A 21,516-nucleotide genomic window follows, 5' to 3' on the forward strand; every position below is an offset into this window, starting at 1 on the left:
CATTAGAAAATGGCGCCCAATCCCCCGTTTGAGGGCCGCCGCCAGCCTTCATCCGGCCCTTCATTTTCCTCGTCGCTGAACCCGACTTGCGTCAACCGCAGGCAGCGGCAAACGTTCTACAATGACAGCCGTTCTCCGAAGTGAGTTTTCATGCGTAAATTTTTTCTTCCCGGCGTCACAGCCACGTTCGCCGCAGGCGTTGCTCTCGCCGCCGCGGCAGGCTTTTTTTCTCCGGCGGCCCGCGCCAACAACGTGATCGTGCTGAATTCCGCCGAAGCCACGCTGAGCCTCATCGACGAGACGACCCGTCAGGTCATCGGCACGGTGCCGACCGGCAAAGAACCGCATCACCTGATGGCCACGCCGGACAATTCCTCGCTGATCGTCGCGAACTCGGTGTCCAACAATCTGATGTTCGTCGACCCGAAAACCGGGCAAGTCCAGCGCTGGGTCGAAAACATCGAAGACCCGTACCAGATCGGCTTTTCGCCTGATCGCAAGTGGCTCGTCACGACCGGGCTGCGCCTTGACCGCTTGGACATCTATCACTACGACGGCCAGAAAAACCAGATGACGCTCGCGTCGCGTCTGCCGCTCGCCGTCATGCCGAGCCACATGGCTTTCACGAACGACAGCAAAACGGTCTTCGTCACGCTGCAGGTTTCGGGCGAACTCGCCGCGATCGATCTGCCCACGCAAACCGTGAAGTGGAAAATGAAGGTCGGCAAGGTGCCGGCGGGGCTGTGGATGACGCCGGGCGAGAAGTATCTGCTCGTCGGCATGACGGGCGCCGATTACGTCGCCGTGGTCGACTGGCACACGCAGAAGATCGTCAAGACGATCCATACGGGCAACGGCGCGCACAACTTCCGCTCGCTCGCGGACGGCAGGCACGTCGCGGTGTCGAACCGGGTGGCGAGCACGATCAGCATCATCGACGAAGAATCGCTCACCAACGTCGGCGACATCACCGGTCTGATGCCCGGCCCCGACGACATGGAACTTTCCGCCGACAAACGCTATCTGTGGGTAACGTTCCGCTTTGCGAAGCACGTCGGCGTTATCGACCTGAGCACGCGCAAGCTGATCCAGACGATCGCCGTCGGCCGCTCGCCGCACGGCATCTATTTCTTTAACCGCGCGCCGGTCACGGCGCCGAACGGCGCGTGATAATGGAGATATTCCAGCTGCGCGTTGCCGCGCGATAGCGAGCCGCCCAGATCGAAGTCACCGACCAGCGCCATGTTCCATCTGATCTTCTCCTCACTCGACAACTTCGTCTCCGCCGCGCAGACGTTGTTGTACGTCAACGTGGTGCAGCCGCTGCTGTTCCACTTCGATCTGATGGACTACGACGAAGACACCTACGACAGCCTTTACTGGGTGATCGTGGGCGTCCTCGAGGTGCTGGCCATGTACGCGATCCTGCGGCCGCTCGAGGCGCTGCGTCCGGTCGAGCAATGGGACAACCGCAAGGCCGTGCGCGTCGACGTCATTTATACGTGGATCGCCAAGCTCGGCATTCTCAACCTGTTTTTTTTCTTCGCGCTGCAGCCATTTTTCGACAATGTTCAGGCGTGGCTGCGTCTGCACAACATTTCGAATATCGAATTCGACAACCTGTGGCCGGGCGTGACCACAGAGCCGCTCGTCACGTTCGCGATGTACCTGCTCGCGCTCGACTTCGCCGGCTACTGGTATCACCGCTGGCAGCACCGCATCGGCGTGTGGTGGGAGTTGCACGCGGTGCACCATAGCCAGCAGCAAATGTCGCTGTGGGCCGACGACCGCAATCATCTGCTCGACGACCTGCTGCAGGCGTCGTTTTTCGCGGTCATCGCGCTTGTGATCGGCGTGCCGCCGTCGCAGTTCGTCGTGCTGGTCGCGATCACGAATCTCGCGCAGAGCGTGCAGCACGCCAACATCCGCCTGTACTTCGGCTGGCTCGGCGAGCGTCTGCTCGTCAGCCCGACGTTCCATCGGCGCCATCATGCGATCGGCTATGGTCACGAGGGCCTGAAATACGGCTGCAACTTCGGCGTGCTCTTTCCGTGGTGGGACATGCTGTTTCGCAGCGTGTCGTGGAGCCGCGACCTGGAGCCGACCGGCATCAGCGACCAGTTGCAAGGGCGTGCATACGGCGAAGGCTTCTGGGCGCAGCACTGGCTTGCCTTCGTGCGCATCGGCCGGCGCCTTACCGCACGGCGCCGCACCGAGGGCGGTGCGACCGCGCTCTGAACCCACCCGACTTTCTTTTTCGTGCGCCGTCCGTCTCCCCGGCGGCCCGTCACGTGGTTTATGCTGTCCACGTTTGCCCTCGCGGTCCGTATTCAACGACCGCTGCGTCGCTTCCTTCATTGATCGTTGCACTCACCGTCACTGGCTCGCATGAATGACCTTTTGCGCTCGTTCGGGCGCGCACTCGCAAGCGCGCTCCACCCGCGCATGCTCTGGCTGACCTTTATGCCGTTCGTCGCGGCAACGGTCGGGTGGGGCGTGATCCTGTGGTTTTCGTGGCAGACGCTGATCGGCGCGACCCGCAGCTGGCTCGAGAGCTGGTCGTTCACCGTCACGCTTTACCACCTCTTCGATTCGCTCGGCTTTTCGGCGCTGCATGCGGCTATTGCGCCGTTCCTCGTGATCGCGATGACGATCCCGCTGATTGTCGTCACGGTCCTGCTGCTTATCGCCACGCTCTCCATGCCGGCCGTCATCCGTTTTCTGTCGACGCGCCAATTCGCCAGCCTCGAAATGCGCCGCGGCGGAACGTGGTACGGTAGCCTCGGTGAGGCGCTGTGGACGACGCTGGTATGTCTCGTGCTGCTGATCGTGACGCTGCCGCTGTGGCTCGTGCCGCCGTTTTTCGCGTTGATTCCGCCGCTCCTGTGGGGCTGGCTGACTTACCGCGTGATGACGTACGACGCACTCGCGCTGCACGCCACCCGCGACGAACGGCGCGCGCTGCTGCGGCGCTTCCGCTTGCCGCTGCTGCTCATCGGCGTCGGGAGCGGTCTGCTCGGTTCGCTGCCGACGCTACTGTGGGCGTCGTCGGTGTGGCTCGTGGTGCTGTTTCCGGTCATCACCGCGGTGACGATCTGGATCTACGCGTTCATCCTCGTGTTTTCGGCGCTCTGGTTCGGCTACTACTGTCTGCGGGCGCTGCAGCGCATGCGCGCGGACGAGGCCGGCGGCGGGCGGCACGCCGCGCCGGTTCCGTATTGACTACCGATTAACGAACGAGATAACCCAAGAGGCGGCAATGGCATTTGGCGTCATTATCATCGGCGATGAAATCCTGTCGGGCAGGCGCGTCGACAAGCATTTGCCGAAAGTCATCGAACTGCTCGGCGCGCGCGGATTGTCGCTCGGCTGGGCGGAGTACATCGGCGACGATCCGCAGCGCATCACGGCCACGCTGCGGCGCACGTTCGAGTCCGGCGATATCGTGTTCTCCACGGGCGGCATTGGCGCGACGCCGGACGACCACACGCGTCAATGCGCGGCGGCCGCGCTCGGCGTGCCGCTGCAACTGCATCCAGAGGCGCAGCAGCTGATTCAGGAGCGCATCCGCGACATGTATCCGGCGACAGCGGCCACGCCGCTCGATCTGAATTCGCCGGAGAATCTGCACCGGCTGAACATGGGCACGTATCCGCAAGGCGCGGCGATCATTCCGAACGGCTACAACAAGATTCCCGGCTTCTCGATCCGCGAGCACTACTTCGTGCCGGGCTTCCCCGTCATGGCGTGGCCGATGATCGAGTGGGTGCTCGACACGCACTACGCGCATCTGCACCACGCGATGCCGCACTCGGAAAAGTCGCTGCTGGTCTTCGAGTTGCCGGAGTCGCGTCTCACGCCGCTGATGGAGAAAATCGAGCACGATTTTCCGGGCGTGCGGGTGTTCAGCCTGCCGAGCGTCGGCGACGCCGAGCGCGGCGGCGTCTACGCGCGCCATCACATAGACCTGGGTGTGAAGGGCGAGCCGGAAGCGGTAGCGGCGGCGTTCGTCAAGCTGCGCGAAGGCGTGCATCTGCTCGGCGGCGACATCGTCGAGCACGAGGCCGCGGCGGCGAAACCGCGCGGCTGATCTTTGCCAGCCCTGCCCACTCCAGCGACTTTACCGAGCCGGCTGGCCAAGCTCGTGCGTGCGGCGAGGCTGGCTGCGAACGCGGCCCGCAGCCGTGGGCGTGTGGGCTCTTATGCGCCGATCCACGGCAAGCCGCGGAAACACCAGCCCGATACCGTCTTGCGGTGGCCCTGGCTGTCCTTGTCGCCTTCGAAACCTTCCAGCAGGTCATAAGCCTTCGTGAAGCCGGCCTGTGCGGCGGCGATCGCGGCGAGCTTCGAGCGCGCGGCGCTGCGGCACAGAAACAGCACCGGCGTATCCGGCGACGCCACGTCGCCCAATTGGCTCAGGAATTCCTGGTTCGGCACGGCGCCCGGATAGCGCGTCCATTCCACGTGCGCATACTGCCCGTCGCCGACCACCGGCCGGCCGACCCAGTCGAGTTCGGCGCGCGTGCGCACGTCCACGAGACGGGCGCGCGGATCGAGCTGCAGCAGCTCGAACGCCTCGGCCGGCGAGAGCGCGCCGGCATACGGCAACTGATTGTCGGTGCGGCGTTTGTCCGCTTGCGAATACAGCTGTTCTAGCGAGCTCATGCGTCGGTCTCCTCGGGTAAAGGATTATTCTAGCGCGCCGTCTTGCGGCCGCGAGGGCGGCTGGGCGTGAGGGGCCGAGCGCCTCGTCCGGCGGTGCGTTATGCTCACAAATGGTGCAAAATCCAGCGAATGCACCAAAAGAGAGATATGCGGCCGCCTCGCTTCCTGAAACGCCCCATTCTGGTGCGATGGCGGTCGCGCTAATTTAAGGGCTGCATACCCTTCGGTGCGCGCATTCCCCGCCGACGCGCGCGCCGCGTGCCTGCGCGCCGTGTTGGCGCATACATGGCACAGTTGCTGCTTTATTAGCGCCGATCGATCTGCGACGGCTAATTTTCATATTCGCTCTTCACAATTGAGGGGTGGACGCGCCGGGACGGGTCAGCTAGATTGGGCGGCGGCTGAATCCGCCGAATTCGTTAATCAGGAGATAGGTTATGAGTAAATCCGTGGCCGACGTCGTTCAACTCGTCAAAGACGAAGACGTCAAGTTTGTCGACTTCCGTTTCACCGACACGCGCGGCAAAGAGCAACACGTTTCGGTGCCGGTGTCGGCATTCGATGAAGACAAGTTCGAAAGCGGCCATGCGTTTGACGGTTCATCGATTGCCGGCTGGAAGGGCATCGAAGCATCGGACATGTTGCTGGTCCCGGACGCGAACACGGCCTTCATCGACCCGTTCTACGAAGAATCCACTCTGGTGCTGACCTGCGACGTCGTCGAACCGGCGGACGGCAAGGGCTATGAGCGCGACCCGCGCTCGCTCGCCAAGCGCGCCGAAGCCTATCTGAAGAGCTCGGGTCTCGGCGACACGGCCTTCTTCGGCCCGGAACCGGAATTCTTCATTTTCGACTCCGTCCAGTGGAACACGGACCAGTCGGGCTGCTTCGTCAAGATCGGTTCGGAAGAAGCACCGTGGTCGTCGTCGAAGGAATTCGAAGGCGGCAACACCGGCCACCGTCCGGGCACGAAGGGTGGCTACTTCCCGGTCGCTCCGGTCGACACGTTCCAGGACATCCGCTCGGAAATGTGTCTGCTGCTCGAGCAGATCGGCATTCCGGTCGAAGTGCATCACCACGAAGTCGCGGGCCAGGGCCAGAACGAAATCGGCACCAAGTTCTCGACGCTGGTGCAACGCGCCGACTGGCTGCAGCAGATGAAGTACATCATCCAGAACGTCGCGCACACGTACGGCAAGACGGCCACGTTCATGCCGAAGCCGGTCGTCGGCGATAACGGTTCGGGCATGCACGTTCACCAGTCGATCTGGAAGGACGGTCAGAACCTGTTCGCGGGCAACGGCTACGCAGGCCTGTCGGAATTCGCGCTGTTCTACATCGGCGGCATCATCAAGCATGCTCGCGCGCTGAACGCGATCACGAACCCGTCGACGAACTCGTACAAGCGTCTCGTGCCGCACTTCGAAGCACCCGTGAAGCTCGCTTACTCGGCTCGCAACCGTTCGGCGTCGATCCGTATTCCGCACGTGAGCAACCCGAAGGGCCGCCGTATCGAAACGCGCTTCCCCGATCCGATGGCGAATCCGTACCTGTGCTTCTCCGCGCTGATGATGGCGGGTCTCGACGGCGTGCAGAACAAGATCCATCCGGGCGAAGCTGCCGACAAGAACCTGTACGACCTGCCGCCGGAAGAGGATGCAAAGATCCCGACCGTGTGCGCCGGCCTCGACCAGGCACTCGACGCGCTGGACGGCGACCGCGAATTCCTGACGCGCGGCGGCGTGTTCACGGACTCGATGCTCGACGCGTACATCGAACTGAAGACGAACGAGCTGCAGCGTTATCGTCAGTCGGTGCACCCGATCGAATTCGAAATGTACTACTCGCTGTAAGCGGCAATGGCGCTTCGCCTGTCGAACGGCGAAGCGCGTTGTCCGACGCTCGCGATCGGTCACGAAGGGACGGCGGCGCCGTCCCTTTTTCGTTAGACCGGCGCAGTGGTTTGCCACCATCTCCTATCGGCCAGACTGCAAGATGGTTCTAAAAAATCTGATCAAGGCGAGAAAAGGGCACGTCGACACGCTGTCGGACGACGCGCAGCTCGTCGCCTCCGGACTGTTGCCGGGCTTCGAGGCCTTGCCGACCGTCGTGCTGATCCTCGAGAAGCGCACGCTGCGTGTCGCGTTTGCGAATCCGTCGGCGGAGTCGATGCTCGAGCTCTCGCGCAAGCAATTGACGCAGATGGCGTGGCCGGACATCTTCTCGAATGCGGACGAACTGATCGCGACCATCACCGCGATTGCCGCCCACCGTTTTCACGCGACGCATCTCGATGCCGTGCTCGAGCGGCCCGGTCACGAGCCGCTGCACGTCCACGCGATCGTCGGCTTTCTGGAAAGCGCGCAAGACTATGTGCTGCTCGAACTCTTCGAGAACGAGCGCCATTTGCGCAGCGACCGCGAGGAGCGCATCAACGACCTCACGGCCGTCAACAAACAGCTGATCCGCAATCTCGCGCACGAAATCAAGAACCCGCTCGGCGGCATTCGCGGCGCGGCGCAGCTGCTCGAGTTCGAACTCGGCGAGCGTCAGCGCGACGAGTTGCGCGAGTACACCCAGGTCATCATCAAGGAATCGGACCGGCTGCAAACGCTCGTCGACCGTTTGCTGGAGCCGCACCGCCATCCGCATATCGTCGGCGACGTGAACATTCACGAAGTCTGCGAGCGCGTGCGCCAGGTGATTCTCGCCGAGTTTCCGCGCGGCCTCACCATCGAGCGCGATTACGACGTGAGCGTGCCGGACCTGCGCGGCGACAAGGAGCAACTGATCCAGGCGCTCCTGAACATCGTGCGCAATGCAGCCGAGGCGCTGCGCGAACGCATTTCGCAAGGCGACGCGCGCATTGAATTGCGCACGCGCATTGCGCGCAAGATCACGGTGTCGAAACGCTTATGTAAGCTGGCATTGGACTTGCATATTGTCGACAACGGCCCGGGCATTCCCGAGGACATCCGCGACCGCATTTTCTATCCGCTCGTATCGGGGCGTGAGGACGGCAGCGGTCTCGGCCTCACGCTCGCGCAGACGTTCGTGCAGCAGCACGACGGCCTGATCGAAGTGGAAAGCCGGCCCGGCCACACCGAGTTTCAGATTCTGCTGCCGCTCGACTACTGACACGCCTGTGTTCACCGCAGGCATCTCAAGACTTCTGACAGACCTATATGAAGCCGATCTGGATAGTAGACGACGATCAATCGATTCGCTGGGTGCTCGAAAAAGCGCTCGCGCGCGAGAACTTCGCGACGCGCAGCTTCGCGAACGTGCGCGAGGCGTCGGCGGCACTCGACCACGAAAGCCCACAGGTACTGGTGTCCGACATCCGGATGCCGGGCGGCTCGGGCCTCGAACTGCTGCAAACCGTGCGCGACAAGGTGCCGGGTCTGCCGGTCATCATCATGACGGCGTTCTCCGACCTGGACAGCGCGGTGGCCGCGTTCCAGGGCGGCGCCTTCGAGTATCTGGCGAAGCCGTTCGACATCGACAAGGCGGTCGAGCTGATCCGCCGCGCAGTGGACGAAAGCATGCGCGGCGAGCAGACGTGGGATGAGCGCGTCGCCGATGCACCGGAAATGCTCGGCCAGGCGCCCGCCATGCAGGACATGTTTCGCGCGATCGGCCGTTTGTCGCATTCCGCCGCAACCGTGCTCATTACCGGCGAATCGGGCACCGGAAAGGAACTGGTCGCGCGTGCGTTGCACCGACATAGCCCACGCGCGAACGGTCCCTTCATTGCGCTGAACACCGCGGCGATTCCTAAAGATCTGTTGGAGTCCGAACTGTTCGGTCACGAGCGCGGCGCCTTCACCGGCGCGCAGGCCATGCGCCAGGGCCGTTTCGAGCAGGCGGAGAACGGCACACTGTTTCTGGACGAAATCGGCGATATGCCGTTCGATCTGCAGACGCGGCTGTTGCGCGTGCTGTCGGATGGCCAGTTCTATCGTGTCGGCGGTCACAATCCGCTGCGCGCCAATGTGCGCGTGATCGCGGCCACGCACCAGAATCTGGAATCGCGCGTGCGTCAGGGACTGTTTCGCGAGGACCTGTATCACCGTCTCAATGTGATTCGCTTGCGTTTGCCGGCGTTGCGCGAGCGCAGCGAAGATATTCCGCTGCTCACGCGGCACTTCCTGCAAAAGAGCGCGCGTGATCTGGGCGTGGAGCCCAAGCGCGTCTCTGAGGAAGCGCTCGCTTATCTCGCGTCGCTGCCGTTTCCGGGCAACGTGCGGCAGTTGGAGAATCTCGCCAACTGGCTCACGGTGATGGCGCCTGCGCAGACCATTGAGATCAAGGATTTGCCGCCGGATCTCAGTCCCGCTCAGGCGGGCGCGACGGATCTTGCCGGCGGTGGCGGTGCGGCGATCGGCATGGCGGACGCGAGCCTCGCGGCCACGGCGCCGATCAATGGGGCGAGTGCCGCGGCGCAGGCCGGCACGGTGGGCGGGATGCCAGTCGCGGCGCCCGTGAGCGCATGGGAAGGCGGCTTGCGCACCGAAGTCGCGCGCCTGCTGCGCGAGAATTCCGCGGATGTGATGGACGAACTCGCGCGCCGCTTTGAAGCCGCGGTGATACGCGAGGCGCTCGACTTCACGCGCGGGCGCAAAGTCGAGGCGGCGGAGCGTCTTGGCATCGGCCGCAACACGATTACGCGCAAGATTCAGGAACTGAACCTGGAACCGTGAGAGCTCGGGGTTGACCGCGTGCGGGAGCGGTCACCCCGAGTTCTGCCCGCGTCGGAGCCGCGTTCCATACGTGTCGGAGCCGCACCCGAGCGTGTTCGAGCCGCGGCAAGGCATAATCAACGCTGTTTTCATCCGACAGCCCACGATGCCTTCCGCTTCTTCCGTTGTTTCTCCCTGGCCGCTTTCCCCCGATCCTTTCCTCTGGCTCGAAGCGCTCGACGACCCCGATGCACTGGCATGGGTCGAGAAGCAGAATGCCCGCACGCGCGCCGCGTGGTGCAGCGGCGCGCCATTCGAGGCGCTCAGGCAACGGCTCGCCGATGCCTATCTGCCGCGCGAGCGCCCCGTCATTCCCGATCGCTGGAAAGAGTGGGCATACGACCTGTGGCAGGACGAGCACAATCCCAAAGGGCTGTGGCGGCGCACTCCGTGGGCGGCGTGGCGCGCCGGCAAGCCTGACTGGCAGAACCTGATCGACTTCGACGCGCTCGGCGAGGCGGAGGGCACGCCCTGGGTGTGCGTCGAACTGGACATTCTCTATCCGGACGGCGACCGCGCGTTGATCACGCTGTCGCCCGGCGGCTCGGACGCGCTGGTGGTGCGCGAGTTCGACATCGACGCGCGGCGCTTTCTTGACGATGGTTTCGCGATCCCGAAGGCGGGCAAGCACACGGCGTCGTGGATCGACCGCGATACGCTTTACGTCGGCTGGGACAATGGGCGCAAGAGCCTCACGCGCTCGGGCTATCCGCGTGAGGTGCGGCGCTGGACGCGCGGCACCGCGCTCGCCGACGCGCCGGTTGTGTTCAGAGGCGCGCATGGCGACATCGGCGTGGAAGCGCATTACGATCCGGTGGAAAAGCGCCACACGGTGGTGAGCAGCGTCGATTTCTTCGATTCGCACACGTACTATCTCGAGATGGCAGATGGCACGCCCGTTGCCGCCGATGCCTGGCGCCGCTATGACGTGCCCTCGCATGTGGCGGTGAGCGGTTGGCAGGGCTGGCTTCTGCTCGAGCCGCGGCTCGACTGGCACTGCCGTGACGTCGTGTATCCGGGCGGCGCGTTGCTGGCGATTCGCGAGGACGCGTTCATGCGCGGCGAGCGCGAGGTGACGCCGCTGTTCATGCCGACTTCGCAGACGTCCGCGTGCGAATGGACGCATACGCGCAACCAGCTCATCGTGTCGTATCTGGAAGACGTACAGAACAGGACCTTGTTGTTCGCGCCGACGCAATCCGCCGCGCAGACGTGGCAGTGGCAACAGCGCGTCTTTCCGTCGCGCGACGACGGACAGGCCGACGTCTCGCCGGTGGAGTCGACGCTGAACGATGAAGTGTTCGTCGATACCGACGACTATCTGCGGCCGCCCGCGTACTGGCTCGCCGATCTTGCCCGCGACGATCTGAACGACTGGGCGTTGCTCGACCGCTGGCCGACGCAGTTCGACGCCACGCGCTTCACGGTGACGGGCGGCCATGCGGTTTCCGCGGACGGCACGCGTGTGCCGTACACGGTGATCGGCCCGCGCGACGCGCAAACGGCTGCACGCATGGATTCCGCCGGCGAGGCGGCAGTCGCGCAACCGGCGCGGCCGTGCCTTCTGACCGGCTACGGCGGTTTCGCGATTCCCTTGCTGCCGAGCTATCTGACGGGGCAGGGCATCGGCTGGCTCGAGCGCGGCGGCGTGTATGTGGTCGCGCACATTCGCGGCGGCGGCGAGTTCGGCACGCGCTGGCATACGGCGGCGCAAATCGAACACCGGCAACGCGCCTTCGACGATTTCATCGCGGTGGCCGAGGCGCTCGTTGCGAGCGGCGTGACGACCGCCAGGCAGCTCGGCATTCAGGGCGGCAGCAACGGCGGCCTGCTGGTGGCGGCGTGCATGGTGCAGCGTCCCGAGCTGTTCGGCGCCGTGGTCTGCGAGGTGCCGCTACTCGACATGAGCCGCTATCACCTGCTGCATGCGGGCGCGTCATGGATCGACGAATACGGCGATCCGGACGATCCCGACGACGCGCGCGTGCTCGCCGCTTATTCGCCGTACCATCGCGTGTCGGCGGGCGTGAAGTATCCGCCGGTGCTGTTCACGACCTCGACCGCCGACGATCGCGTGCATCCCGGCCACGCGCGCAAGATGGCGGCGCGCATGCAGGCGCTCGGCGTAGACAACGTGTGGTATCGCGAGAACACCGAAGGCGGGCACGGCGGCGCCGACGAGCTGGAGCAGGCCGAGCATGACGCGATGGTGTTCGGGTTCCTGTGGGGAACGTTGGGCGCTTCGGCTTGAGCGGAGGGAGCGCGTGGCCGGTCGCCGGTCGCTGCGCCTGTCTGCCGTTACGCGCCTATTTGCGCGACCACCGGCGCGTGATCCGACGGCTGGTCCCACTTGCGCGGCACCTTGTCGATTTCGCATGATGTGCACGTTTCGGCGAGCGGCTTCGACAGCAGAATGTGGTCGATACGCAGCCCCGCGTTGCGGCGGAACGCCATCATCCGGTAGTCCCACCACGAGTAGATTTTTTCCGGCTGATCGAACTGGCGAAAGGCGTCGACGAGACCGAGCTCCGTCAAGCGCACGAACTCGGCGCGTTCTTCGGGCGACACCAGATTCTGGCCTTCCCATGCCTTCGGATCGTGCACGTCGCGATCGTCCGGCGCGATGTTGTAGTCGCCGAGCAGCGCGAGCTTCGGATACAGCGCCATCTCGCTTCTGACCCAGTCGTGCAGCGCGGCGAGCCAACGCAGCTTGTACGCGAACTTGTCCGTGCCGGGCGCCTGGCCGTTGGGGAAGTACGCGGAAATGACACGCACGCCGTGGACGGTCGCCGCGACCACGCGCTGCTGCAGGTCTTCAAAGCCCGGAATGTTCCGCACGACGCTGGCTTCGTCGACAGAAAGCCCCTCGCGCACGAGGATGCCGACGCCGTTGTACGTCTTCTGGCCCGCGAACCAGCTCCGGTAGCCTTTCTCTTCCAGCTCGGCGCGCGGGAACTTCTCGTCGGGCAGCTTCAATTCCTGAAGGCACAGCACGTCGGTCCGGCTCGTTTCGAGCCAGTCGATCACATGCTGCTGACGGACTTTGAGAGAGTTGACGTTCCAGGTGGCGATTTTCACGGGAAATTCTCGAGCTGAATGGCGCAGGAGCCGTAGCTTACCAGCGTGGAGGCGCAGCGAGGATTTTCGCGTCGTCGGATCGTCTCACGGCAAGCGAGAATCAACGGTGACGCAGCCAGTCGTGGCGAAGAGGGGCGTGGATGTGTGCGCCGAGAGCCCGTTGCCGCGCTTGCGGTTCGATAAGGATGACGAAGCAATGTGCCGATGTGCTCCGCGTTTTGTAGAAAACCGGCGACGTTTCTGCGGTAGCAGGTTGACGTTTCCCCCACATCCCTATACAATCTCTTTTCTCTGACGCGGGGTGGAGCAGTCTGGCAGCTCGTCGGGCTCATAACCCGAAGGTCACAGGTTCAAATCCTGTCCCCGCAACCAATAACAGCAACGCATGTAGCCGGTTTTCTGTCTCCAAGATGATTGCGCCGATTTGTTCTTAGTCCGTCACTGGACAATCGCCGCGCCATGCTATGCCGGCATGCAAAAAAACTGAACCCGCCACGAGCGGGTTTTTTGTTGCCTATCTGTTGAGCCCCCCGAATGTCTCTGTGGCCACGATCCGCCTACGTTCAGTCGCAGGTATGCCTCGGCGATTAGCGGGGCAATGGGTTGTCATGCAACTCCGAACCGCTGATCCAACGGCGGCGACCTATCCGTAGCATGACCGTTCTGCGTTACCCCGCAGCGGTCCACTATGCTTACGCTGATTCTTTCATGCGCATCAGCGCATCAGCGCATCAGCGCATCAGCGCATCAGCGCATCAGCGCATCAGCGCATTAGCACGATCGCGAGCGCGGCGCACACGCCCCCCACGAATGACCTGACCAGGGCGAGAGGTCGTCAAATTGGCAACGCGCACGAGCGGCTTGCGCTGTGCATCGGTACCTGTCAGCGTGGACGATGAGTGGTCCCCGAGACTTAGGCGGAAATTGTGCAATCTCAAACTTGACTACGCGGCTATGCGTGTGGAATAGATCGCGCCCTGTTTCGGAATTGGCTGATATCCACCTCTTGACGGTCCACCGACGATGGCATCCACGCTTCGTTTACCCGTCGCAGGCTGCCGCTTGGTTCATCCGCCTGTCGCCTTTTCTACTCACTGGAGACCGTGGAATGGCAGATCAAGAACGAAAAGGGATGTTGTTCGCATTTTGCAACGGTCGCTGTACGCACCGTCACGCTGTCGTCGGTAGCCAGCCAGAGGACGGCGATGCCGTTAGCAATCGCTCTCATCGCGCACCGCGTTTATCAACCGTCTTCGTCACAGACGATGAACCCGGTTTATTCGTAGGCGAAGCTGCATGATCCGCTCATTCCTTGGTATGGGGGATCGGGGCGGCGAAGCGACGGTTATCGAAGGACTTGATTCTGTTTCGTGCTCGAACCCTCCGCCGCGCATCCAGATTTCAACGCTCTACATGAAGACATGGTGCAACGCGTGCAAACAGGAGGGTTACATAGCGCCCCAAGGGCCGCGTTGGCCGGGCACCGGCCCAAACGGCGAGCAATGGGCGCTAAGCGGAGATATCAATATATGCGGTTGCACGCCGCCGCCCGTGTTCTTCGCGCAGCGAAATATGAGCATGAAATTTTCGGCGGAAGACGCGGCCCGATTGACGGGTAAGGCCGTTGCCGGTGCATCAATCGGTACCGCATTCGCAGCAGGTTATGACGAACAGGTGCTGACCACTGGCGATCATTCCACGATTGTCGGCTATCCGTACTTCATCGAAACATCGGCGGGTGCGGTGCATAGCGGGCGCGTTGATGCTCGCGGACTGTTGCCGCGTGTGTTCACCGACGCCGCCGCTTCCTATACGGTCTATTGGGGCGAAGAAGCCCTGATCCAGGAGGGGTGGAACAATGCCGAATAAAAAGACCCTTGTACGTACGAACGGCACGCCGGGCTCGATCAAGGAGGTGCCATTAAAAACGGTGTCGTTCGCGCAGCTTTGGGCGAACTATCCAGGCAGCAACCCGTACGCCAACCCCGCGTACAAGAATCAATGCGCCATTCGCATGAGCGTTGCACTCCATCGCGTCGGTATCGACATGAAGTCGTTTTCCTCAAAGTTGGTTCGACCTTCTTCCAGCCAGCCGAGCATCGGTCGCATCATTCTGGACGGTAAGGCAACGGCAACGCGTGCCGATGAGATGGGACAATGGCTCAAGCTGCAACCTTTTGCGGGACTGCCTCAAGCTGAAGACATAACCGGGCCGTACTGGCAAGATGTCATCAGGGGACGTACCGGGATCGTTCAGTTCTCGCAATACTGGACACGCGACGAGGAGAGCACTGACAGTGCAAGCGGCGGCCATATTGATCTATGGAACGGCAGCAAACTGACCTCGCCAGGCTTCGGTGGTGCGGTCGATACATTTATGCGCTTCACGCTCGGCATATCGTCGGCGTGGTACTCCGACCTCGGCAAATCGAAACAGATTCTCTTTTGGGAAATCAAGTGAAGCGCGTCGGGTGGTCAATCGCTTATATGTGCGTCGGCATGGTGTTGTCGTGGCAATCGGCATTATGGATTAGTCGACTGTCGCAGCGGCTATCGTGGCCGCTGTTCATGACGCGTTGGCGCGGCTGTTGGGACATTGAGCATTGCGACGTCTCAGCCTTCCGCTATGCGTTTATCGCCGCGTTCATCTTCGCGCCGACCATCATTTGGGCAATGGCAGGATTTAGAACCGCCAATAGCACTGCACCGCGAATCGGCACGGCGTTGTTACTCGCTTTAGGTACGGTTTCTTTCTATATGATCTTCTATGCCGCTATCTGGCGTTGACTGAGCAGCTTGAACGCCCCGCATCGGCGAGGCTTTTCGTTGAGCAACGCGCACAGCAGTTCACGCGTGAGCTCGAGCGGTTTGTGAGTCGCGTGAGCCTGCCGACGGCACCGCGTCACGCATCGCTGCAGTGCGCGTTGCCGCCTCACTCACTGGCAATCGCCCACTCCACAGCCGCTTGCGCATGCAGCGCCGTGGTATCGAAAACGGGCAGCGCCGAGTCTTCCGGCTTGATCAGCAGTGTGATTTCCGTGCAGCCGAGAATCACCGCCTCTGCACCGCGTGCGCGCAGGGATTCGATCACAGTTTGATACACCGCACGCGATTCGCTCTTCACGTTGCCGTGACACAGTTCGTCGTAAATGATGCGATGCACGCCGGCGCGCTCCGCTTCGTCGGGCACGAGCGTCTCGAGGCCGTAGCGTTCGCGCAGCCGGCCCGTGTAAAACGTCTGCTCCATCGTATAACGGGTGCCGAGCAGGCCGACCCGTTCGACGCCCGCTTTGCGCAGCGCGCTGCCGGTCGGATCCGCAATATGCAGGAACGGCACGTGAATGGCCCGCTCGATGGATTCATACACGCGATGCATCGTGTTGGTGGCGAGCATCACCAGTTCGGCGCCGCCGCGCTCCAGTTGGCGCGCTGCATCCGCCATCTGCTCGCCGAGCGCGTGCCAGTCGCCCGCGCGCTGATTCGCTTCGATCGGCGCAAAGTCGACGGTCAGCATCAGGCTGCGCGCATTGTGATGACCGCCGAGGCGCGCCTTCGCGTGGCGATTGAGCAGTTTGTAGTACTCGACGGACGACTCCCAGCTCATGCCGCCGATCACCCCTATCGTTTTCATCTGCGCGCTCCCGAATGAACAAATCTGCAAGACTGAGCCGAGTATAGGGGTGCCGCGGCGCGAGTTGCCGGTACGGATTTCGCGCTGCCGGCCAGTACGGGATCTCGAATTTATCCGCCACATTTGCACAAAGTCCGCGCCGCCTTTCTGACGCCGATAGAATCGTCGTCAACCATCCCGCGAACGCCCACAGAAAAGGAGCGAGATATGGATCTGATCATCCGCCGCGCAATGCTGCCGCCACGCACTGCGCCGCAAGCGCGGCATCCGGTGGACATCGGCATCGAAGCCGGGTGCATCGTCGCAGTCGAGGCAAACCTCGCCGCCGCCGCGCGCGAGGAAATCGACGCCGCCGGCTCGCTCGTCACGCCGCCCTTCGTCGATCCGCATTTCCATATGGACGCGACGCTTTCCTACGGTTTGCCGCGCGTGAACGCGTCGGGCACGCTGCTCGAAGGCATTGCGCTGTGGGGCGAACTGAAGCCGCAGCTCACGCAGGAGGCGCTGATCGAGCGCGCGCTGCAGTACTGCGATTGGGCGGTGGCGCGCGGGCTCCTGGCGATCCGCAGTCACGTCGACGTGTGCGACCCGCGCCTGCTGGCCGTTGAGGCGCTTGTCGAGGTGAAGCGCCGCGTGGCGCCGTATCTGCATCTGGAACTCGTGGCCTTTCCGCAAGACGGCGTGCTGCGTAGCCCCGGCGCTTTCGAGAACCTCAAGCGCGCCATCGCAATGGGCGTCGACGTGGTCGGCGGCATTCCGCATTTCGAGCGCACCATGGCGGACGGCGCGCAATCCGTGCGCATGTTGTGCGAGTACGCGGCCGAACAGGGCTTGCGCGTGGACATGCACTGCGACGAATCGGACGATCCGCTGTCGCGCCACATCGAAACGCTGGCGGCCGAAACGCTGCGGCTCGGCTTGCAGGGGCGTGTCACCGGCTCGCATCTGACGTCCATGCATTCCATGGACAACTACTACGTGAGCAAGCTGTTGCCGCTGATGCGCGAATCGGGCGTGTCGGCCATCGCCAATCCGCTCATCAACATCACGTTGCAGGGGCGCAGCGACACGTATCCGAAGCGGCGCGGCATGACGCGCGTGCCGGAGATGATGGCGGCCGGCATCAACGTCGCCTTCGGTCACGATTGCGTGATGGACCCCTGGTACAGCCTGGGCTCCGGCGACATGCTGGAGGTCGCGCACATGGGCTTGCACGTCGCGCAGATGACGGGCGTCGACGGCATGCACGCCTGCTTCGACGCCGTCACGGTAAACGGCGCGCGCATTCTCGGTCTGGGCGGCTACGGCGTCGCCCCGGGCTGCGCCGCCAATCTCGTGCTGCTCGACGCACGCGATCCCGTCGAAGCGATCCGCCTGCGCGCGGCGCGTCTCGCGGTCATCAGCCGGGGCAAAGTGGTGAGCCGGGCGCCGGCGGCGCGCGCGGCGCTGTCGCTCGAAGGGCGTCCTGCCGAAGTGGATTTCAAGCTGCACCGCGACTGACTGCCGCGCGCCGCGCGCACGTCAATCGGCGAGCACGCGCGCCATCGCATGAGCAGACAAAAAAGCCGGTGCCCGCTCGCGCGGAACACCGGCTTTCGTTTATCGGCGCTGGAACAGCAGAACCCGCGCCGCGCGTTCGCTCAACGCTTCACAGCAAGCGGTCAATGCGCCGCGGCCGGCGCCATGCCGCTGTGCCGCAGCAAGGCGTCGATGTTCGGCTCGCGTCCGCGGAACGCCTTGAACGATTCCATGGCCGGGCGGCTGCCGCCGACCTCCAGAATCTCCTTGCGATAACGCATGCCCGTGGTCTGATCGAGCACGCTGCCGCTCGCCGCCTGGGCGGCTTCTTCGAATGCCGCGTAGGCGTCGGCGGACAGCACTTCGGCCCACTTGTAGCTGTAGTAGCCCGCCGCATAGCCGCCCGCGAAAATATGGCTGAACGTGTTCGGCCAGCGTGAGAAGGGCGCTTGCGGCACGACGTGGAAGCGCTCGTTGATCTCGCTCGCAAGTTGCGTCGCGTTCTTCGTGCCATCCACGTCGAAGCCGGTATGCAATTGCATATCGAACATGGAGAACACGATCTGCCGCAAAGTGCCGAGACCGCTCTGGAAATTCTTCGCGGCGAGCATCTTGTCGAACAGTTCGCGCGGCAGCGGCCTGGCGGTGTCGACGTGCGATGTCATGTCCGAGAGCACGTCCCACTCCCAGCAGAAGTTCTCCATGAATTGCGACGGCAGTTCGACCGCGTCCCACTCGACACCGTTGATGCCCGAGACGCCGAGCTCGTCGACACGCGTGAGCATGTGATGCAGCCCATGGCCGAATTCATGGAACAGCGTGATGACTTCGTCGTGCGTGAAGCAGGCGGGTTTGCCGCCGACCGGCGCCGAGAAGTTGCAGGTCAGATAGGCCACCGGCGTTTGCACGCCGCCGTGCGTATGCTTGTGACGGCCGCGCGCGTCGTCCATCCACGCGCCGCCGCGTTTGCCTTCGCGCGCGTACAGATCCAGGTAAAACTGCGCGACGAGACCGCCGTCCTGGTTTTCGACGCGGAAAAAGCGCACGTCCGGATGCCACACGGCCGCCTCGTCACGGCGAATACGCACGCCGAAGAGCGTCTCCGTGACCTTGAACAGTCCCTTGAACACGGCGTCTTCCGGAAAGTACTGTTTGACTTCGTTTTCGGAGAAGGAATAGCGCTTCTGGCGCAGGCGCTCGGCGGCAAACGTCATGTCCCAGGGTTGCAGGTCGGCGAGACCCAGTTCACCGGCCGCGAATTCGCGCAGCTCCTTCCAGTCCTGCTCGGCATGCGGCCGCGCGCGCGTGGCGAGGTCTTCGAGAAACGCCATGACCTGTTCCGGCGATTCAGCCATTTTTGGCGCGAGCGAGACTTCGGCGAAGTTCCGGTAGCCGAGCATGTGCGCTTCTTCCGCGCGCAGCTTCAGCTGCTCGGCGAGCACCGCCGTGTTGTCCCATTCGGGCTTGCCGTTGCCGTATTGCGGACCGAGCTCGGACGCGCGCGTCACATAGGCGCGGTACATCGCTTCGCGCATCGGCCTGTTTTCCGAGTACTGCATGACCGGAAAATACGACGGGAAATGCAGCGTGAATTTATAGCCGCTCTTGCCTTCGCGCTCGGCTGCTTCCTTCGCGGCTTCGATCACGTCGTCGGGCAGGCCGGCGAGTTCCGTCTCATTGCCGGCTTCCACGAAGTACGCATACGCGTTGGTCGCATCGAGCACGTGATCTGAAAACGCTTTCGACAGCGCGGCCTGGCGTTCCTGCAATTCGGCGAAATGCGGCTTCTGGTCTTCGGGCAATTCCGCGCCCGACAGTCGGAAGTCGCGCAGCGCGTTGCTGAGAATCTTCTTGCGCTCGCCGGTGAGCGATGCGAAGTCGTCGCTGGCGTTCAGCGCCTTGTATTTCTCGTACAGCGCGAGGTTTTGTCCGACGCTCGACCAGAATTCGGTGACACGCGGCAGGTTTTCGCCGTACACGGCGCGCAGTTCGGGCGTATCGGCGACGGCGTTCAGATGACCGACGATGCTCCACGCGCGCGACAGCGGTTCCGTCGCGCGCTCGACGGGCTCGACGACATCGGCCCACGAAGCCGGTGTGATGGGCTCGGCCGCGCGCTCCACCGCGGCTGCGGCGTCGGCGAGCAGCACGTCGAGCGCGGGCGTGACATGTTCGGGGCGGATTTCGCCAAAGCGCGGCAGGTCGGAGAAATCGAGGAGCGGATTGTCGTGATTCGGGACGGTAGTGGACATGAGGCTTCCTGTCTGACGCGGGTGAACGGGTATTCGGTACTTTAGCCGGTGCGCGGCGCCGCGCGCGCGGCGGTGCCGGTTGTGCACCTGACATCGACATTATTGGGGCAGGGTGGGCCGATTCCAATGCCGGCCTACAAATTACCAGATGTCGCGGCCCGCGGCGCTTCTGTGCGAAAGCGAACGGTGCGAAAGAGTGCCGCGCCGCATCCTGACGTGTCCCTCGCTCATTGTCGAGCGGTCGCACGGCAACCGGGCTCGCGGTTGCCGGCGTTTTCCTGCCAGAGGTCTCGATGCACCCGCTTTCGCATGCTCTATCGCGCAACGGCAACAACTTCGACCTGGTGCGGCTCGTGGCCGCCGTGTCCGTCGTCTACGGTCATTCGTATCTGCTGCAGGCGCCGGACGGCACGAGCGACTGGGTGCAGAACGCGCTCGGTTTCGACGGCTTCGGCGCGCTCGGTGTCTATGCGTTCTTCCTGCTGAGCGGCATGCTCGTGACCGCGAGCTTCGACCGGCAACGCTCGGTGCCGCGCTTCGCCGTGCTGCGCATCGCGCGCCTGTGGCCGGCGGTGGCGCTCGGCTCGCTGGTGACGGTGTTCGTCGTCGGGCCGCTATTTACGACTTTGCCTTTGCGAGCGTATTTCAGCTCGGGCATGACGTGGTCGAACCTGGACAACTTTTCCACCATCGTCATGAAAACCGGCTGGGCGCTGCCCGGCGTGTTTGAACACAACCGTTTTCCCGTCGACGTCTGCGCTCCGCTGTGGACGCTGCCGCTCGAAGTGCGCTGCTACCTCATCGTGCTCGTGACCGGCATGCTCGGGCTGTTGTCGAGCCCGCGCGGCGCGGCGCTGGCGGCGGCGCTCGGGATTGCCGCGTTCGTGTTGCGCGTGCATGTGGCGCCGCATCTCGGCCCGCATTCGCTGCCGCTCGTGCAGATTGGTCTGCGCGACTTCAGCGAGACGCCCGGCGGCTATTCGTTCTGGCCGGAGCCGTTTTTCATGCTCGGCATGCTGCTGTATGGTTGGCGCGAGCGCATCAGCATCGGCGGTCTGGCGGTGCTCGGGTTCACGATGGTGTTTCTGGTGTTCCGCGACACGGCGGGCGCACAGCCGCTCTTCTATCTGGCCTTCGTGTACGTAGTGCTGTGGGCCGGGACGACGCCCTTATTGCGGCGCTTCGTGCCGCGCCATGACTACTCGTACGGCATCTATCTGTATGGCTTCATGGTGCAGCAATGCGTCGCGAATATCGCGCCGCAATTGAGCCACGTGACGGCCGTGCTGGTCGCCGCGCCGTTGATCCTGCTGTGTGCGGCTGTGTCGTGGCACTGCGTCGAGCGCCCGGTGCTGATGTGGTGTCGCGCGCGCCTCGCGCGTCGGCGCACGGTGGCGGCGGAGGCGACGGGGGAAGCGGCGGCGGGCGCCGGGCGCGGCGCGCGTCAAACCGTGCGCTGAGGGGGCTGCAGTCAGCCAGCGCGGATTTGAACTGATATGAGAGTGTAATGCGAGGCGGGGTACCAAGACGACGGACACCCATGAACCGGACAGCGTGAATCAACGGCACGCGGATGCTGGACGCGCGGTTGATGGTTAATGTCGGTGGGGTGCCGGTGGAGCAGTGAGTC

The 21,516-nt window shown here is 63.4% G+C and carries 17 protein-coding genes and 1 tRNA gene; 14 read left to right on the forward strand and 4 right to left on the reverse strand.

Annotation, left to right across the window (positions count from 1 at the left end):
* Positions 1 to 150 precede the first annotated feature (150 nt).
* The 4 genes from ACEN8U_RS19970 (at position 151) to ACEN8U_RS19985 (ending at position 4,090) form a co-directional block, all read left to right on the forward strand.
* Positions 151 to 1,170 (forward strand): beta-propeller fold lactonase family protein, encoded by a 1,020-nt coding sequence (locus ACEN8U_RS19970; RefSeq protein WP_013588952.1) that lies wholly within the window; start codon positions 151 to 153, stop codon positions 1,168 to 1,170.
* Positions 1,171 to 1,242: 72 nt separating this feature from the next.
* A complete protein-coding gene (locus ACEN8U_RS19975) occupies positions 1,243 to 2,238 on the forward strand; it encodes a sterol desaturase family protein (protein ID WP_015003213.1) in 996 nt (331 codons plus the stop codon).
* A 150-nt stretch (positions 2,239 to 2,388) separates the two neighbouring features.
* Positions 2,389 to 3,222, forward strand: a complete 834-nt coding sequence (locus tag ACEN8U_RS19980; RefSeq protein ID WP_015003212.1) for an EI24 domain-containing protein — start codon at positions 2,389 to 2,391, stop codon at positions 3,220 to 3,222.
* A 37-nt stretch (positions 3,223 to 3,259) separates the two neighbouring features.
* Positions 3,260 to 4,090: a competence/damage-inducible protein A gene (locus ACEN8U_RS19985; protein ID WP_015003211.1), complete on the forward strand. Its 831-nt coding sequence runs from the start codon at positions 3,260 to 3,262 to the stop codon at positions 4,088 to 4,090.
* 110 nt (positions 4,091 to 4,200) lie between these two features.
* On the opposite strand, the gene ACEN8U_RS19990 is transcribed toward ACEN8U_RS19985, so the two are convergent.
* Complete coding sequence (locus tag ACEN8U_RS19990) at positions 4,201 to 4,665, reverse strand: rhodanese-like domain-containing protein (RefSeq protein ID WP_015003210.1); 465 nt, start codon at positions 4,663 to 4,665, stop codon at positions 4,201 to 4,203.
* A 437-nt stretch (positions 4,666 to 5,102) separates the two neighbouring features.
* Between ACEN8U_RS19990 and glnA the strand changes: the two genes are divergently transcribed.
* The 4 genes from glnA (at position 5,103) to ACEN8U_RS20010 (ending at position 11,658) form a co-directional block, all read left to right on the forward strand.
* Positions 5,103 to 6,518 carry a type I glutamate--ammonia ligase gene (gene glnA / locus ACEN8U_RS19995; protein WP_013588947.1) on the forward strand — a complete coding sequence of 472 codons (1,416 nt, stop codon included), beginning with the start codon at positions 5,103 to 5,105 and terminating at the stop codon, positions 6,516 to 6,518.
* A gap of 142 nt (positions 6,519 to 6,660) precedes the next feature.
* Positions 6,661 to 7,803 (forward strand): nitrogen regulation protein NR(II), encoded by a 1,143-nt coding sequence (gene glnL / locus ACEN8U_RS20000; RefSeq protein WP_013588946.1) that lies wholly within the window; start codon positions 6,661 to 6,663, stop codon positions 7,801 to 7,803.
* 47 nt (positions 7,804 to 7,850) lie between these two features.
* Positions 7,851 to 9,368 (forward strand): nitrogen regulation protein NR(I), encoded by a 1,518-nt coding sequence (gene ntrC / locus ACEN8U_RS20005; RefSeq protein ID WP_015003208.1) that lies wholly within the window; start codon positions 7,851 to 7,853, stop codon positions 9,366 to 9,368.
* A gap of 145 nt (positions 9,369 to 9,513) precedes the next feature.
* Positions 9,514 to 11,658, forward strand: a complete 2,145-nt coding sequence (locus ACEN8U_RS20010) for a prolyl oligopeptidase family serine peptidase (protein ID WP_015003207.1) — start codon at positions 9,514 to 9,516, stop codon at positions 11,656 to 11,658.
* 47 nt (positions 11,659 to 11,705) lie between these two features.
* Here the strand turns inward: ACEN8U_RS20010 and xth are convergent, their stop codons facing one another.
* On the reverse strand, positions 11,706 to 12,485 hold the full coding sequence (xth, locus tag ACEN8U_RS20015) for an exodeoxyribonuclease III (protein ID WP_015003206.1): 780 nt from the start codon (positions 12,483 to 12,485) through the stop codon (positions 11,706 to 11,708).
* A 295-nt stretch (positions 12,486 to 12,780) separates the two neighbouring features.
* On the opposite strand from xth, the gene ACEN8U_RS20020 reads away from it, so the two are divergent.
* From ACEN8U_RS20020 to ACEN8U_RS20035, 4 genes are all read left to right on the forward strand, one after another.
* A tRNA-Met gene (locus ACEN8U_RS20020) sits at positions 12,781 to 12,857 on the forward strand.
* A 924-nt stretch (positions 12,858 to 13,781) separates the two neighbouring features.
* Positions 13,782 to 14,354 (forward strand): hypothetical protein, encoded by a 573-nt coding sequence (locus ACEN8U_RS20025; RefSeq protein ID WP_310106598.1) that lies wholly within the window; start codon positions 13,782 to 13,784, stop codon positions 14,352 to 14,354.
* Entirely contained in the window at positions 14,344 to 14,946 is a 603-nt protein-coding gene (locus ACEN8U_RS20030) for a type VI secretion system amidase effector protein Tae4 (protein ID WP_015003204.1), read from the forward strand. The genes ACEN8U_RS20025 and ACEN8U_RS20030 overlap by 11 nt, the downstream gene beginning before the upstream one ends.
* Positions 14,931 to 15,272 (forward strand): hypothetical protein, encoded by a 342-nt coding sequence (locus tag ACEN8U_RS20035; RefSeq protein ID WP_368608187.1) that lies wholly within the window; start codon positions 14,931 to 14,933, stop codon positions 15,270 to 15,272. Before ACEN8U_RS20030 ends, ACEN8U_RS20035 begins: the two co-directional genes overlap by 16 nt.
* A 145-nt stretch (positions 15,273 to 15,417) precedes the next feature.
* On the opposite strand, the gene ACEN8U_RS20040 is transcribed toward ACEN8U_RS20035, so the two are convergent.
* Positions 15,418 to 16,116, reverse strand: a complete 699-nt coding sequence (locus ACEN8U_RS20040; protein WP_015003202.1) for an aspartate/glutamate racemase family protein — start codon at positions 16,114 to 16,116, stop codon at positions 15,418 to 15,420.
* A gap of 207 nt (positions 16,117 to 16,323) precedes the next feature.
* On the opposite strand from ACEN8U_RS20040, the gene ACEN8U_RS20045 reads away from it, so the two are divergent.
* Complete coding sequence (locus tag ACEN8U_RS20045; protein WP_015003201.1) at positions 16,324 to 17,616, forward strand: amidohydrolase family protein; 1,293 nt, start codon at positions 16,324 to 16,326, stop codon at positions 17,614 to 17,616.
* Between the two features lie 161 nt (positions 17,617 to 17,777).
* On the opposite strand, the gene ACEN8U_RS20050 is transcribed toward ACEN8U_RS20045, so the two are convergent.
* Positions 17,778 to 19,886 carry a M3 family metallopeptidase gene (locus tag ACEN8U_RS20050; RefSeq protein ID WP_015003200.1) on the reverse strand — a complete coding sequence of 703 codons (2,109 nt, stop codon included), beginning with the start codon at positions 19,884 to 19,886 and terminating at the stop codon, positions 17,778 to 17,780.
* Positions 19,887 to 20,179: 293 nt separating this feature from the next.
* On the opposite strand from ACEN8U_RS20050, the gene ACEN8U_RS20055 reads away from it, so the two are divergent.
* Positions 20,180 to 21,346, forward strand: a complete 1,167-nt coding sequence (locus ACEN8U_RS20055; RefSeq protein ID WP_015003199.1) for an acyltransferase family protein — start codon at positions 20,180 to 20,182, stop codon at positions 21,344 to 21,346.
* The last annotated feature ends 170 nt before the right edge of the window (positions 21,347 to 21,516 follow it).

Source organism: Paraburkholderia phenoliruptrix (genome assembly GCF_047325075.1).
Lineage (GTDB): Bacteria > Pseudomonadota > Gammaproteobacteria > Burkholderiales > Burkholderiaceae > Paraburkholderia > Paraburkholderia phenoliruptrix.